Origin of the sequence: Nostoc sp. 'Lobaria pulmonaria (5183) cyanobiont', from assembly GCF_002949795.1 — a bacterium.
Lineage (GTDB): Bacteria > Cyanobacteriota > Cyanobacteriia > Cyanobacteriales > Nostocaceae > Nostoc.
On the sequence record NZ_CP026692.1, the window covers coordinates 6,014,230 to 6,029,939 of the forward strand.

The 15,710-nt window shown below is 41.3% G+C and carries 9 protein-coding genes and 1 pseudogene; 3 read left to right on the top strand and 7 right to left on the bottom strand.

Annotated elements, in window-relative coordinates:
* Window positions 1-22 precede the first annotated feature (22 nt).
* The 4 genes and pseudogenes from kdpC to NLP_RS35235 form a co-directional block, all read right to left on the bottom strand.
* A complete protein-coding gene (kdpC, locus tag NLP_RS26615) occupies window positions 23-625 on the bottom strand; it encodes a K(+)-transporting ATPase subunit C (protein WP_104908953.1) in 603 nt (200 codons plus the stop codon).
* A 513-nt stretch (window positions 626-1,138) separates the two neighbouring features.
* Complete coding sequence (kdpB, locus tag NLP_RS26620; protein WP_104908954.1) at window positions 1,139-3,244, bottom strand: potassium-transporting ATPase subunit KdpB; 2,106 nt, start codon at window positions 3,242-3,244, stop codon at window positions 1,139-1,141.
* A 337-nt stretch (window positions 3,245-3,581) separates the two neighbouring features.
* Window positions 3,582-5,267 (bottom strand): potassium-transporting ATPase subunit KdpA, encoded by a 1,686-nt coding sequence (gene kdpA, locus NLP_RS26625; protein ID WP_104908955.1) that lies wholly within the window; start codon window positions 5,265-5,267, stop codon window positions 3,582-3,584.
* 206 nt (window positions 5,268-5,473) lie between these two features.
* Window positions 5,474-5,669: pseudogene (locus tag NLP_RS35235) on the bottom strand (tyrosine-type recombinase/integrase); the annotation flags it as partial.
* Between NLP_RS35235 and NLP_RS33645 the strand changes: the two are divergent.
* From NLP_RS33645 to NLP_RS26645, 3 genes are all read left to right on the top strand, one after another.
* Window positions 5,621-5,809, top strand: a complete 189-nt coding sequence (locus tag NLP_RS33645; RefSeq protein ID WP_158680545.1) for a hypothetical protein — start codon at window positions 5,621-5,623, stop codon at window positions 5,807-5,809. The pseudogene NLP_RS35235 and the gene NLP_RS33645 overlap by 49 nt on opposite strands.
* A 621-nt stretch (window positions 5,810-6,430) precedes the next feature.
* Window positions 6,431-7,549 carry a sensor histidine kinase gene (locus NLP_RS26640; RefSeq protein WP_104910049.1) on the top strand — a complete coding sequence of 373 codons (1,119 nt, stop codon included), beginning with the start codon at window positions 6,431-6,433 and terminating at the stop codon, window positions 7,547-7,549.
* A gap of 76 nt (window positions 7,550-7,625) precedes the next feature.
* Window positions 7,626-8,300 (top strand): response regulator transcription factor, encoded by a 675-nt coding sequence (locus NLP_RS26645; protein ID WP_104908957.1) that lies wholly within the window; start codon window positions 7,626-7,628, stop codon window positions 8,298-8,300.
* Window positions 8,301-8,414: 114 nt separating this feature from the next.
* On the opposite strand, the gene NLP_RS26650 is transcribed toward NLP_RS26645, so the two are convergent.
* The 3 genes from NLP_RS26650 to NLP_RS26660 form a co-directional block, all read right to left on the bottom strand.
* Window positions 8,415-9,767, bottom strand: coding sequence for a hybrid sensor histidine kinase/response regulator (locus tag NLP_RS26650; RefSeq protein WP_104908958.1), 1,353 nt, complete (start codon window positions 9,765-9,767; stop codon window positions 8,415-8,417).
* A gap of 268 nt (window positions 9,768-10,035) precedes the next feature.
* Window positions 10,036-11,871, bottom strand: a complete 1,836-nt coding sequence (locus NLP_RS26655; RefSeq protein ID WP_104908959.1) for a GGDEF/EAL domain-containing response regulator — start codon at window positions 11,869-11,871, stop codon at window positions 10,036-10,038.
* The gene (locus NLP_RS26660) at window positions 11,868-15,476 is read right to left on the bottom strand and encodes an ATP-binding protein (RefSeq protein ID WP_104910050.1); all 3,609 of its coding nucleotides are present in this window, start codon (window positions 15,474-15,476) and stop codon (window positions 11,868-11,870) included. The genes NLP_RS26655 and NLP_RS26660 overlap by 4 nt, the downstream gene beginning before the upstream one ends.
* Window positions 15,477-15,710: the final 234 nt, after the last annotated feature.

A 15,710-nucleotide genomic window follows, 5' to 3' on the forward strand; every position in this document is an offset into this window, starting at 1 on the left:
ATGCCCCATGCTCCATGCCCATTTACTGATTTTGCTGACGATTAATATCTTGCAAATCAAGAGCATAATTCAATCGGAGAACATTGACTCCCGGTTCGCCAAAAATCCATAAAAATCTGCCATCAGTATACTTATTAATTAAACGTAGGATCTCCTCTTCTTTTACTCCCCGCGCACCAGCAACCCGCGTCAATTGCTGCCGTGCTGCTTTCAAGGAGATATGCGGATCTAAACCAGAACCAGAGGTATAAACTATATCAGCTATTGGTTGAAGATTTTCCTCTCGCAATTGATCTGCCTCTTCTAAAATCCGCTTCAGTAGTTCTGGATTGCTTGCAGCGAGATTACTAGCTCCAGATATGCCAGTTGGCTTGGCTTTTTTCCCTTGGCTATATCTAACAGTACTAGGACGAGAATGGAAATATTGCTCAGATGTAAACACCTGACCGATTAAAGCAGAACCAATTGGTTCATTATTTAGATTTCGCATGATACTACCATTAGCTTGATAGGGCAAAAAAACTTGACCCACTACAAGGATTACCAGCGGATAGATGATTGCAGTCAACAACCAAAGCATTAGAGTTATAAAAATTGCTCTGATGGTTTCTCGAATAATAGCCATAAAAAGTTTTCCAATTGCGCCTAGAATTTAATTTTTAATTTTTAATTTTTAATTCTTTTGCCCACCTAGCAGGACGTTACAAGATGCTGTTAGCAACAGTATAAACAACTGGGGCAGTTACCACATTCAAGCACAGCAGGATAAAAATAGCGAGTGATAGATGTTGTTTATGCCATTGCGACTAAACAAAGGATATCGCCAAAGCAGTACTGAGTAAAAACGATGTTTATTCATATTCTTCTTGTTCCACCTCTCAACAGGTAAAAGTAAAAATGTTTATTATTTTACTTTGGTTAAGATGCGCTTGTTTCCCCATAGTCTCTACTTTTGCTGTCCTGAGAGGATGTTTGAAAAGTCGCAAAATATACTAGCACTGGCAAATATAATTTGCGACTATACAGACAAAACCAACTTCAGTGGGTTTGAAAACTTGATTTTCTCTTAGTCCACCTCCGTGGATTAATCTTTGTCTAATAGCGAATTATATTCGCCTAATACTTTTCAAACATCCACTTAAGCCAAGCCCATAAGTGTAATCAGTGCATCAATCAACTTAATTGCAATAAACGGCGCAATTACCCCACCTAAACCGTAAATTAAGATATTGCGTTGGAGTAACCGATTAGCTGTCAGCGGTCTAAACCGCACACCCTTTAATGCTAAGGGAATCAAAGCGGGAATAATCAAAGCATTATAAATCAGTGCTGAGAGTACAGCAGACTTAGGGCTAGTTAAATTCATAATATTCAGGCTTTGCAAGTTAGCAGCGACAAATATCACTGGAATAATTGCAAAGTATTTAGCAATATCATTAGCGATGGAAAATGTCGTCAATGCCCCGCGAGTAATCAACAATTGTTTACCAATACCAATGATATCGAGCAGCTTTGTGGGATCGGAGTCCAAATCAACCATGTTGGCGGCTTCTTTTGCCGCTTGCGTTCCTGTATTCATCGCCACACCGACGTTAGCTTGGGCTAATGCTGGAGCATCGTTAGTTCCATCTCCCGTCATCGCTACCAGTTTACCTGCTGCTTGTTCCTGTTTAATGACACTGATTTTGTCTTCTGGTGTGGCTTCGGCAATAAAGTCATCCACCCCGGCTTCTTTGGCAATCACAGAAGCGGTAATTCGGTTGTCTCCAGTTAGCATGATGGTACGCACTCCCATCCGTCGCAGCTGCTCAAAGCGATCGCGGATACCAGGTTTAACTATATCTTTGAGATAAATAATCCCATAGATTTCGTTATCTAAGCTAACTGCTAGGGGTGTACCTCCCAGGCGAGAAACTCGTTCGTAGGTAGCATCCAATTCTGGTACATCGCGTCCGTTGCGGGAACGGACAAATCCTTTAATAGCTTCTACTGCTCCCTTTCTGGCCTCATACCCACCAGGTAAATTCGTGCCACTCATCCGGGTTTTAGCGGAAAAACTAACTCCTTCTGCCTGACTGGAGTCAAAATCAAACCGCGCGCCCAATTTTTCTGCTAATCGGATAATGGATTTACCTTCTGGTGTATTGTCAAAGACACTAGCTGCCCAGGCAACATTAGCAATTTCTGACATTGAATGACCGTTGAGAGGAATAAACTCTTCCGCCAGACGGTTGCCAAGGGTAATTGTACCTGTCTTGTCAAGAAGTAAAGTGTTGACATCACCACAGGCTTCCACTGCTCGTCCTGATGTGGCAATGACGTTAAATTGGGCAACTCGATCCATACCAGCAATACCGATGGTACTTAGTAAGCCGCCAATGGTAGTAGGAATTAACGCTACTAATAGGGCAATTAAAATTGGGATGCTGACTGGACTGTTGATATAGTAAGCAAGTGCAGGCAAGGTTACTACGACTAACAAAAACACTAAGCTGAGAACTGCCAACAATACCGTGAGGGCAATTTCATTGGGTGTTTTGCTGCGTTCTCCCCCTTCTACCAAGGCAATCATTCGGTCAATAAAGCCTTTGCCTGGGTCAGTCGTGATCCGGATAATTAGTTCATCTGAGATAATCCGTGTCCCACCAGTGACGGAACTAGCAATGTCGGAACCTGATTCTTTTAATACTGGTGCAGATTCCCCAGTAATTGCTGATTCATCCACTGAGGCAACACCCATAATTACTTCGCCATCGGCGGGGATGATATCGCCAGCAATGACGTAGATGGTATCGCCCTGTTTGAGGCTGGTGGATGAAACTTCACTAATTGTGCCATCGGCAGCAAGTTTTTTCGCGATCCTCTCTGACTTTGTTAACCGCAAGGCATCGGCTTGGGCTTTACCCCGTCCTTCTGCCACTGCTTCGGCAAAATTGGCAAACCAAACTGTAAAAAATAAAATCCCCGACAACAAGGCGTTGAATACTTGCGGGTTCTTTTGCAGGGCAGGGCCAAATAGGTTGGGATCAATCGTTAGCAATAGGATGATGATTGTCCCTACCCAAACTACAAAGATTACTGGATTTTTGATTGCATACTTAGGGTTGAGCTTGACAAAAGCATCTCTAATTGCTCTTAAGTACAGCCACTTATTATTTGCCCTGGTTTTTTTACGTCTTTGGCGGCGATCGCCAGAACGAAAACTTGGGCGTCTAGCTTTGAAGTTAGTTGCCACTTGATTCATGAATAAAGTTTAGGAGTGAGAAGTTAAGAGTTAGGAGTTATAGGAACTTCTAATAAAAAAATATCCAACCTGTAGGATGCGTTAGTAACGCATCCTACGAAACCGGATAATTTATCAGATAAGGCAGGAGCCAGGAGGAAAGAAGTACAAATGAAAACTTTAATTCTAAGTAATTACCCAGTTAAAAAATCAGATACTGGTACGAGACGCGTATATGCAAGATATAAACCTTTCTTGCTTCAATCTCACACTTTTAAATCTGGGTTACTCCTTCCTCCTGCCTCCTGAATTATTTTTTGATATTTTCTTAATTTCAAACTTATAACTCATAACTTTTCTAACTGCCAGATGCTAGTTTCAAACCCTCAGCTATGGGGCCTAAAGCCAGAACGGGGAAGAAAGTCAATACTCCCAAAACCAGCGTCACTCCAGCTGCGATCCCAGTGAATACCAGAGAATCAGTTCTTAAAGTAGCAGGGGTTTCTGGTACTGGTTGTTTACGAGACATCCCGTCAGCTAGCAGCAGGATGGCAATCATCGGTATGTAGCGTCCTCCGATTAAGCTAACTAAAGTACTCAAGTTCCACCACAGGCTGTTATCCTCCAACCCCTCTAAGCCCGAACCATTATTTGCTGCTGCTGAGGCATATTCATAAACTACTTGAGAAATACCGTGATAGCCAGAGTTGCTAATTCCAGATAGGGAGATGGGATAAGCCAAGGCGATCGCACTGGGAATCAAAATTAGGATTGGGTGAATCAACAGCACTACACTGGCGAGAACGATTTCCCGTTTTTCAATTTTGCGTCCGAAAAACTCTGGGGTACGTCCTGCCATGAGTCCAGTTAGGAAGACTGTGAGAATTAAGTAAATAAATAAGTAAGCTGTTCCAGTTCCCTGACCACCCCAGATAACCTGGATAAATAAGTTGAAGAGAGTCGAAAATATTCCTTGCGGCATCAGAGAATCGTGCATCCCATTCACAGCGCCAGACATAGTAGCGGTAGTCATCACTGCCCAAAATGCTGTCTGTGCCCAACCAAATCGAACTTCTTTCCCCTCTAAATTGGGTTGTTCTAATCCAAAGGCGGTATTAACTAGGGGATTACCTTGCAGTTCTCCTACGGCTGTCACTCCCACCAGAACTACAAAAATCACAAACACCATCCAAAAAAGTAGCCAAGCTTGTTTAATGTTATTGGCAAATATACCGTAGGTGTAAATCAAGGCTGCTGGGATAGAAATCATCGCGAGCATTTCTATCAAATTAGAAGCGCCATTGGGATTTTCAAAGGGATGGGCTGAGTTTACGCCAAAAAAACCACCGCCGTTTTCGCCCAAAAGTTTGATCATTTCAAAGGATGCTACCGGGCCTCTAGCCAGATATTGCGTCCCACCTTCTAAGGTTCTCACATCCATAGTCTTAGCTAATGTTTGTGGTACACCTGCTACCAGCAAAGCGATCGCACCAATAATCGAAATTGGCAGCAATATTCGCGTAATTCCACGGACAATATCGACGTAAAAATTTCCCAATTTTCTACCCGTCAATCCACGAATAAAGGCAATTCCTACGGCTAAACCGGTGGCTGCGGAGGTAAACATCAAAAAGCCTAAAGCCGCTACCTGGCTAAAATAGCTTAAGGTTGTCTCACCTGCGTAGTGTTGTTGGTCAGTATTGGTTACAAAGGAAATCGTTGTATGCAACAATACATCCCACCTGGGCGAACCAAAGCCGCTTGGATTCCAGGGCAAGAGTCTCTGAAAATAGATCAGAAAATACACTGAAATACCCATGATCGTGTTACAACAGAGTATGGCTCGGATATATTGCCAACCTGTCATGTCATCTTTTCTGCGAACACCCGCAAGTACGAACATACTCCGCTCTATGGGGTTCATTAAAAAATCAAGCAGTGTTCTTTCTCCCAAAAAGACACGCGCTATGTATTTTCCGAATAATGGAGTGATTGCTATGACAATACACAGCGTTAAGCCAATTTGCAAAAAACCTTGTCCCATATATTTCGCGCTAAATTAAATTTAAGTCTTAGCAAGCCAATTTTTAGAAATAACAGATTTTGAGGAATTTACTATTTTCAGTTATCACTATTTTCCAGATACTTGTTCAAGTTTTTGTTAAGAATATTTAATTTTTACTCTTAATTCATCTATTTCACTAGTTAGGATTATTTGTTTATACAATACATTTTCCAAGTTTGCAGAACTTACGCACTCAGATTCCCCATTGCATTGCTCCCTGACAACATCGACAACGCCGCTGCCGCCCCCAATACCTGATGGTTACACACTTCTAAGTATCTTCTCGAACTGCTCTAAATTCCGATGCCCTGAGATTTCCTGAATTACCCGCAATGAAATACCAGCGTTACTCATCTGGGTTAAGGCAGTACGCAGAAAGGCTGCGATCTACAGACTATAACGATTTGACCCCGATTAGTCAGAATTGGTTGAGTGAGATTAGCGATCGCCTCTATATATCTCCAATCACTGCATTAGGGGCGATCGTGGCATTTTGGGAAAATTGTACTTGTACAGGATAGGTTAAAAATTAATTAAAAGTTCTCTTTTGTGTTGACAAGTATACAGTTGATTATATCTGTGCAAGAATGGCGATCGCTGATCAAAATGACTTGCATTGATCAATCGAATGCGAGGTGCTTAAAATAGCACCTCGCAACACATACTGCTTAGTAATGTAAAACGCTAATGACGATTAAACAACCACAAAATTGTTTTGGGTTAGTGACAATCCAGCAGATAATTGTGCAAATTTTACTTGAGTATAATCAGATGCACTACCGTCTTGATCAAAGAATAATGCACCTGTAATGTCGTTGTAGATAAATCGTTGAACGCTAGTGGTTGCAGATGAATGAAATATCTTGATGAGACTCAACAGAGTTCAAATTAATCTCATTAATCCCTATTTATTGAGCGGTAGGCGCGATCTTGCTGACGGCAGTATGCCCCAAATATATTTCAAGACTAGCCCTTTCAAGGTGGTGAAATTTGGAACGAAGGTTGATTATTTCAACTTTCAAAAAGCCCCAAATCTGAGCGGAGGATTCAAGATGGTAGCGCTGAAACAACGTATCTTCGTTTGTCACCTTGAAAGGGCTAATTTTATAGTTATGCAGATTTTTAGTAAATCATAAATGACGATGTTAAGTCGATTATTGACTATGAAAGAAGCTATAAATGAGCGTGGAAAGACCTATGGGCTAATAGCGATCGCCTTTGCGATCGTGATAATCCTAGAATATTTGACACCCCCTGAATACGTATTTGGCTATCTCTACACAGGGACGATTTTACTAGCAGATTCTCGATTGAATCGGGGAGCAGTTTTGGGGATCACTGTTGCAGCGACAGGATTAACATTGTTGAATTTGTTTGTTCCCGGAGGAGAAATAATTAATTCTCCAACGTTGGCAAATAGGTTGATTGCAGTGTTGGCGTTGTTGGTAACAGGTTGGTTAAGCGATGCCTGCGGCGGGCTTCGCCAACGCAACCACCGCAATGAAGAAGCGATCGCTTATACCCAAGCACAATTACGCTCCCAAGAACAACTGGCTATCATGCGTGAAGATTTTGTTTCTACCCTAACGCATGATTTGAAAACACCCCTATTAGGAGCAATTGAAACTCTGAAATATTTTCAAAATGAGCAATTTGGTGAAATCACGCACATGCAGGCAAAGGTTTTACAAACAATGGCTCGTAGTCATCAGAGTACATTGCAACTAGTCCAAACACTTTTAGATGTGTACCGCAATGATGCCGAAGGGTTGAAACTACAGATATCACCAGTTAACTTGGTGACAGTGGCAGAGGAGATTATCGCTACCCTAACTGAACTAGCGAAAACACGTCAGGTTTATATTTCTCTGCATTATGGCGAATCAGATTTTCGCAGCTTTCTCTGGGTAAATGGCGATTCTTTGCAACTTGGGCGAGTTTTCAGCAATCTCCTGAGTAATGGCATTAACCATACCCCTCGTGGCGGTAAAGTGGAAGTAGTATTTGAAGGTTATTCTAGCGATCAAGTGGTAAAAATACTCGATACTGGTTCCGGCATTACCGAAAAAGAGTTACCTCACTTATTTGAGAGATTTTATCAAGGAAATAGCGATCGCCACGTCTCCGGCTCTGGGCTAGGACTTTATTTGACCAGGCAAATTATTACTGCTCATGGGGGTACAATTTGGGCAGAGAATCGCTCACCACGCGGCGCACTGTTTGGTTTCCGACTCCCGGCTTGTCCACCACCGGGGAGTTGAGGAGCAGGGGAGAATAATTAATGACCAATGACAAATGACCAATGACAAATGACCAATGACCAATGACCAATGACAAATGACAAAAATCTTACTAGTTGAAGATGATGAATTATTTCGGCTTGGTCTGCGGATGCGGTTGCAACAAGAAACCAGTTTGGAGATTGTTGCAGAAGCAGAAGATGGGGAACAAGCTGTAGAATTAGCAAATCACTATCCTCTGGATTTGGTCTTGCTGGATATAGGTTTACCGGGTATTGGCGGGATTGAGGCTTGTCGCCAAATCAAGCAGAAGCACCCAAATTTACCAATTCTCGTTTTAACGTCTCGTTCTGAAAAACCCCTGATTTCGCGGTTAATTGCTGCTGGGGCGCAAGGTTACTGCCTTAAAGGTATTCCGGCTGAGTCTTTGATATTAGCAGTGCGATCGGTTGCTGCGGGCGCTTCTTGGTGGGATCAAACGGCAACAACTGAAATTAGAGCCGCTTTTGAGGGCAATTCGATGGCGGTGCAGTCTGCAAAAACTGAGGAATCTTTAGAAAATCCTTTAACGAAGCGGGAGCAAGAAATTTTGGCACTGGTAGCAGCTGGCAAAAGCAATCAAGAAATTGCTGAAATTCTCTACATTGCCCCTGGTACAGTGCGGGTTCATGTCCATGCTATTTTACAGAAACTAGAAGTACGCGATCGCACTCAAGCCGCAGTCTTAGCTATCCAAAAAGGATTGGTAGCACCAGAATTGTTGATTAATTAGATTCATTGGTCATTTGTTATTGGTCATTTGTCATTGATCGGGAATTATTATTCTCTCCTGCTTCCTCTGCTCCTCTGCTTCCCCTACTCCTCTGCTTCTTTGCTCTCCATCTCCCTAATCCTCAGTCCCTAATCCCTTTTCCGATTTTGAAAATTGCGATGAGATATCAGGCTGCTCTATAGGAATTTCGATCGCAAACTCTGCTCCTTCGCCAACAGATGAGTTACAGCTAATATTTCCTCGGTGTTTTTGGACGATAATCTGATAGCTAATAGATAATCCTAGCCCACTACCTTTGCCCACAGGTTTCGTGGTAAAAAATGGGTCAAATAAACGCGATCGCAACGACTCTTCAATACCAACACCATTATCAGTGATCGCAATTTTGACTAAATTCAAGTCTGTTACCTCTGTATGAATCCGAATTTGGGGAGTAGGGAGGAGTGAGTAGGGAGTAGAAAATTGATTCCTCACTCCCTCATCTATTGCATCAATAGCATTATTCAATAAATGCATAAATACTTGATTTAGTTCGCTTGCATAACAAGTGACTAAGGGCAAATTACCATAATCTTTCACTACAACAATTGCCGGACGATCTGCTGCTTCTCTGAGCCGATGTTGTAACATCACTAAAGTATTTTCCATGTCTTCATGGATATTTACCCGTTTCATCTCTGCTTCATCATGCCGAGAGAAATGTTGTAGCGCCAGTACAATTTCCCGGATGCGATCGGAGCCTCTATACATTGCACCTATCAGATTTTGCAGATCCTCAATGATAAAATTCAGGTCTACATCTTTGGCTATTTGCTGAATTTTTGGTGTGGGTTTGGGATATTCTTGCTGATAGACCTCAATTATATTTACTAGGTCTTCCACATATTGACCAGCATATTGGAGATTTCCATAAATAAAACTGATCGGGTTATTAATCTCATGAGCCAGTCCAGCCACTAACTGTCCCAGTGCCACCATCTTTTCGTTCTGAATTTGTTGAACTTGAGAGGCTTGCAAGTTGTCAAGAGCCTGTTGGAGTAAAAAGTTTTTTTCTTGCAGTTTAACCTGGAGCAAGCGTAAATTAATCTGATTTTCAATTCGCAACACCACTTCTGCCCCATGAAAAGGTTTTGCAATATAATCTACACCACCAACATCAAATGCCTTTACCTTATCTACAACATCATCCAGGGCGCTAATAAAAATTACTGGGACTTCACTAGTTTTATCGTCAGCTTTTAGTTGTTGACAAACTTGGTAGCCATCCATACCTGGCATATTGATATCCAGCAAAATCACATCGGGCAAAACCATTTGACATGCAGTCAGTGCCATTTTACCGTTTAAGGCTTTGCGAACTTCAAAACCTTGTGCAGTCAACATCGCCGATAAAAGCCGCAAATTATCTGGGGTATCATCGACCACCAAAATATTTCTTTTCTGATGGTTAGTTTGATTAAAATGCATTATTGATCAAAAGTTATGCGTATAATTATTGAGGATAGTAAATTCTTCTTTAAAATCACCCTAAAATTTGTTGACCGATTTCACCAAAATACTCATATTTATAGTTTAACTCTCACATCGCTGGAGAGTTTTGCAGATTATCGAAGCTATTGGCCAGTTATCACCTTTGGCCACCTCCTGAACTGCTGTAAGAATTATAGTAGATAGCACTCACAGATTATCTAGTCGAGGATCAACAATGAAATTTTTCCCAGGTGCTACTTAATAGCTACCATTGAGGTGCTGAAGTGAGCAACTCAAGAGCCAGTTGTTGTTCTATGGGTTTAGAAAATAAATATCCTTGAGCAAAATTACAGTTTAAACTTCTCAATTGGGCTAACTGTTCTTGTGTTTCGACACCTTCAGCGATCGCACTCATCCCCATTGAGTTGGCAATGCCAATCATTGCTGGTACTAACCCCATATTCTCTTTGTTCTCCTGCATCCGTTTGACGAAGGATTTATCAATTTTGAGTGCATTTAAAGGAAAGCTGTGCAGGTAACTCAAAGAGGAATATCCTGTACCAAAGTCATCCATAATCAACTTGATTTTTCGCTGCTTTAGTTGTTGAAGAATTATTTTTATTGCATCTGTATTTTCCATGATTACACTTTCGGTAATTTCTAATTCTAAATATGCCGGATTTATTTTATTTTCATAAATTATTCGGTCAATTTGTTCTACCAAATTCGGCTGTAAAAATAACCTTGCACTCAAATTGACACTCATCGTTAGAGGTTCTAGCGTCACTGGATAATGTTGCCAGATGCTTAATTGATGACAAGCTGACTGTAATACCCAAGTATTGATGGCATTAATCAAACCCGTTTCTTCGGCCACAGGAATAAATTCTATGGGAGAAACCAAACCACGAATCGGATGTTGCCAGCGCACCAAGGCTTCAAATCCAGAAATTCTGCCTGTAGCCAGAGAAATAATTGGCTGATAGTAAACGAGGAATTCTTGCCTTTCAACAGCCCTCCGCAGGTCATTTTCTAACTCTAAAAGCTGAATAGCTTCCTGATGCATCGCTGGATTAAAAACGTGATATTTGGCTCTTCCTTCAGCCTTAGCTCGATACATTGCCGTATCAGCATCCCGCAGCAAATACTCTGGGCGATCGTAATCTTTATTGCCCCAACGAATACCAATACTGGCATTCATAAAAACTTCATATCTTGACAATTGAAAAGCAAGTGATAACTGTTGCAAAATCCTTTCTGCAACTTCGATTGCTATATTGATATCTGTGATATTTTCTAAAAGAATTCCAAATTCATCCCCGCCTAGTCGTGCTAAAGTATCAACAGGTATTAGACATGCTTGTAGGCGGTGAGCAATGGCTATCAGCAATTCATCTCCCACCGGATGACCAAGAGAATCATTAATAACTTTGAAGCGATCGCAGTCCAAAAAAAGTACTGCAAACTGATAACTAGATTCTTGCTTCGCCCGATTGAGAGCATTTTCTAGTCGCCTAATAAAAAAAACTCGGTTTGATAATCCAGTTAGGGAATCATGCAGTGCTATATCTAGCAGTTGACTTTGCAATTGCTGGCGGGAATCGATTTCTTGCTGGAGTTTTTGGAGAGTTTCTTCTAGCTCCCCAGTCCGCTGTTTTACCCGATCTTCAAGTTCAGCATTTAGTTTCAATATTTCTAATCGCGCCGATCTCAATGCCAGTTGATTTTGCACGCGCACTAAAACTTCTTGAAACTCAAAAGGTTTGGTGATGTAGTCTACACCACCCACTTTAAAGGCTTTAACTTTGTCAAAAACATCATCTAAAGCGCTAATAAAAATTATTGGAATATCGGCTGTTAGCTCCCAAGCTTTAAAGGTCTGGCAAATTTCATACCCATCTACTTCTGGCATCATGATATCGAGTAGAATTAAATCAGGTAATAATGTTTGAGTTGCTGTCAATGCCATTTGCCAGTTCAAAGCTTTACGAACGTTATACCCTTCCCTTGTCAATATGGAGGATAAAACCCGAAGGTTATCCGCCATATCATCAACGATCAAAATATCTTGTTTATTAGGGTTTAAATGATCGTAATTCATTCTAAGTTTGTTGTAGTCAATTCCATAATTTTCTCAAACTGGTAGTTATTTGCTAAATCCCTGAGAACTTGGAAAACTTGAGCATTATCTGATGTAATTTGCTTGAGTAACTCTAAAATCAGTTCATCGCTACAGCTAGCTGCGGCATAGTGAACCTGTTGGAGCCACTCAGGTGACATTTTTGATAAATCGCCCAGGAGTTCGGCAACACTGACAAAAATCTGTGTAGCTTGATCGACAACTACTGTGTTTGTGGTTTCTACTTGATTGGTATATTTTAAACCCAGATGTTTGCTCAGTTTTTCCAATAATACTTCCTGTTTGAATGGCTTGCGAATAAAATCATCACAGCCAATGGACAAAATTTTCTGGCGTTCTTCTTCAAAGGCGCTAGCAGTTAGGGCAATAATGATTGTATTTGTATTGGAGCTATCCGGCATTGTTCTAGAGAAGTCGTAAGGGGGAGCCAAGGCTGGTGGCATCCGCGATCGCAAAGTGGACGCACCAGAAGCATCATTTTCTATCACACCAGTTGTTTCTGGTGTGGAAGACTCTTTGCGGACAACTTTCATAACCTCACCCTCGCCTGAATCGGTTAACTCTTCTGCAAGGTACTGGCTCGCCGATGACACCAGTTGTTTCAATTTTGGGAACCTGCGCGACGTATTGGCTGTCCCATGCCCGATTTCTCTAGCTTTAATAATTCTTGTGGCTTCGTAACCGTCCATGACTGGCATTCGCATATCCATAAAAATCAGGTGTGGTTGCCAAGATTCCCAATTAGCGATCGCTTCACTACCATCTGTAGCCTCGTTAACTTCAAAACCTAGAGATGTGAGAATTTTAACTAACAAGATACGGCTTTCTGTGGAGTCGTCAACTACTAGGATGCGGTATACTTTTTCACTAGGTGCTAAAGCTCTAATTTGTGATTTAATTTGGTTTATCGGGATTTCTCTGGGGCAAGTTAGAGCAATCTGAACGTTAAAGGCAAATGTACTACCGACACCAGGCATTGTGCTGACAGTAATATCTCCTGCCATCAGTTGCACGTATTTACGGCTAATCGCTAAACCCAGTCCCGTCCCTTGTTGAAATTTTCTGCCGATTTCGGTTTGTTCAAAAGCTTCAAACAGCAAGTCAAGTTCTTGTGGGGTAATACCACAGCCAGTATCTTGTACCTCGAAAAAAAGAAGAGAGGGATAAGAAAGATTTTGCTCCCCCTGCTCCCCTGCTCCTCTGCTCTGCTGCTCACCAGCCCCCAGTCTCACCCGTAGCGTCACCCTCCCTTGATCGGTAAATTTGATCGCATTTCCCAAGAGGTTAAGCAATACTTGACACAGTTTATTTTCGTCTGTTTCTATGTATTTAGGAATATCTGGCGCATATTCAAACAGTAATTCTAAATTTTTAGATGCAGCACGCAAGTGCAACATCTCTTCTAAGTTCTTCAACAAATGAATTAAGTCAAAGCTGCTGCAATTTAAGGTGATTTTGCCAGCTTCGATTTTAGACATTTCTAGAATGTCGTTAATTAATTTGAGTAGATGTTCGCCAGCACGATTAATTATTGCCAAGTTTTCTTGATGTTCGCTAGATAGCAAATAATCTCGACTCATAACTTGTGTGAAACCAAGAATGGCATTGAGTGGGGTACGCAGTTCGTGGCTCATGTTAGCAAGGAATTCGCTTTTGGCGAGGTTGGCGGCAGCACTTCGCGCCGCTTCTCGAACGGCTGCTTGTTGTTCCTGTGCAGCAATTTTTTGCGATTGAATCAGTTCTTCTTGGGTGGTTTGCAGTTGCTCGATAACTTGCTGGAACTCTTCAGTACGTTTTTTTACTTGAGCCTCTAAGGTGCGATTGTATTCTGCTAATAACTTTTCTGTTTGTTTGCGTTGGGTAATATCAAAAAATGTGGCGATCGCAAAAGCCACATTCCCTGATTCATCATAAATTGGCTTTCCTAAAACCTCAATGCGAGTAATATTGCCACAACAGCGAATTTCCATATCATCAACCCTGGTGCTTTCCCCTTGTAATGCTCTCAAAATCGGCAGGCGATCGCTGGGGTAAAGTTGATCTGTCCCGGCAAGGTAAGCTTGATATATCTCTGATAATTCTTCGGTGCTAACTTCTGCGATTGCTCCTTGACCGAGAATTTGCTGCCCAATCTGATTTGTATAATAAGGTTCACCTTCAGCATCGATGATAAATACACCTACTGGCATGGCTTCTAAAAATTGAGTTAGCTGACTCTGATTATGAGATAGCGCCTCATTTAAAACTTGCATCTGGGCATTCTTTGCTTCTAAAGCACTAAAGGATGCCTGGAGTTGCTTTGCCATAGTTTCAAATGATTTGGCTAGTTCTCCCAGTTCATCGGAACGCTGAATGTTTGGTATTTGCTCCCATTCACCTTGAGCAATTTTCTTCGCCGATCTGTTTAATTGTAAAATCGGCTTAATTACCCAACGAGCAGTCAAAATTCCAATTCTTGTAGCCACTAAAAAAGCAACTATGCACAGCAAAATAGTAATGCGGGTGTTGGCATTAATTTGCTCCATAAATTCGCCTTCGGGAATCACCGCCACAATTAGCCAATCTAAACCCAGTTCATCCTTCCAGCTTTTTACCTGCACAAAATAACGCATTCCATCGGCGGTAAAACTTAGCTGTTGCTTCCCCACAACAAACTTAAGACTACCAAAGCGTTCGATCAAAGACTTTGTTGTGAGTTTAATTAAAGAATTTTGACTATCTAATGCTGATAGACGTTTTCCTTTACCATTAACGATTGTATATGGTGGCTCGCTAGTAGAAGAAGCCACTAATAACCCAGAACGCTCTAAAATAAAAGTTTTACCTGACTCTTTGATCTTTAACTTAGCTAAAAACTTGCCAATTTGTGATAAAAGCAAATCAACACTAATCACCCCAACGAATTTGCGATTTTTATCGTAAACAGGATAGCTGGAAGATATGGATAAAACTTCTGGTTTATCTTCCCATTGATAAATTTGACTCCAAACTCGTTTGCCTACTTTGACTGGATCTGCATACCAAGCTTCTACGCGAGGATCGTAATTTTTGACTTCCTGTAAATGGCGGCGATTTCCTTGGTTGTCTGTAGGATAAACATAAAGTTTGCCTATACTATGCTTGTCGCTAACTTCATTAATTAAGATCTGGCCATTATCTAGACGCTCAACACCGATAAATTCACCTTTGGGATTGGCAAAGCTGTTGTAACCAACATTGAAAACCTGCATTTGTTTCCAAAAGTAATTGCCGGTGGTTTGAAAGTCCGAAAGGTTAAGCAAACCTAGCTCAATCGCATCTAAGTTTATTTGATTGATTTGCTTCGGGGTTGTTAAATAGCGATCAAGATGCTGTTCAATGCGATCGCAGATTTCATTTTCTAATTGAGTAGCAAGCTCCCTTACCGCTTTTTGGCCGTTTTGATACGAAATATAGCCCACAAGTCCCACCGCACCACAAATTTGCAAGATAAAGGGCACAATCAGAACATATCTCAGGGGCATCTTGGCATAAACTTTGCCAACTAAGCGATTAAATGATTTGACGGGCTGAAGTTTGGATAACATTGTAGTTTTATTCTTCCCCAGCATCTACTAGGTGCATTTTGCCATGCCAGCTACATTTTATATAAGTATAATTACGGCATACAATACTTTTTATGAAAATTTTATATTTTTAGTATAAAACAGTACAAAATAATTGTACTTATTTTACTGCCATAATTCCTCCAACGCCTAATTTTCAATCTTTGCGCAGGAGTAGTCCATTATATAAATCGCCTAGTAGGTACGCCATTGCAC

Bases quoted from the DNA above. Each gene is read 5' to 3' on its own strand.
- kdpC (WP_104908953.1), bottom strand. From the start codon at position 625: ATGGCTATTATTCGAGAAACCATCAGAGCAATTTTTATAACTCTAATG.
- kdpB (WP_104908954.1), bottom strand. From the start codon at position 3,244: ATGAATCAAGTGGCAACTAACTTCAAAGCTAGACGCCCAAGTTTTCGT.
- kdpA (WP_104908955.1), bottom strand. From the start codon at position 5,267: ATGGGACAAGGTTTTTTGCAAATTGGCTTAACGCTGTGTATTGTCATA.
- NLP_RS33645 (WP_158680545.1), top strand. From the start codon at position 5,621: ATGAAATACCAGCGTTACTCATCTGGGTTAAGGCAGTACGCAGAAAGG.
- NLP_RS26640 (WP_104910049.1), top strand. From the start codon at position 6,431: ATGTTAAGTCGATTATTGACTATGAAAGAAGCTATAAATGAGCGTGGA.
- NLP_RS26645 (WP_104908957.1), top strand. From the start codon at position 7,626: ATGACAAAAATCTTACTAGTTGAAGATGATGAATTATTTCGGCTTGGT.
- NLP_RS26650 (WP_104908958.1), bottom strand. From the start codon at position 9,767: ATGCATTTTAATCAAACTAACCATCAGAAAAGAAATATTTTGGTGGTC.
- NLP_RS26655 (WP_104908959.1), bottom strand. From the start codon at position 11,871: ATGAATTACGATCATTTAAACCCTAATAAACAAGATATTTTGATCGTT.
- NLP_RS26660 (WP_104910050.1), bottom strand. From the start codon at position 15,476: ATGTTATCCAAACTTCAGCCCGTCAAATCATTTAATCGCTTAGTTGGC.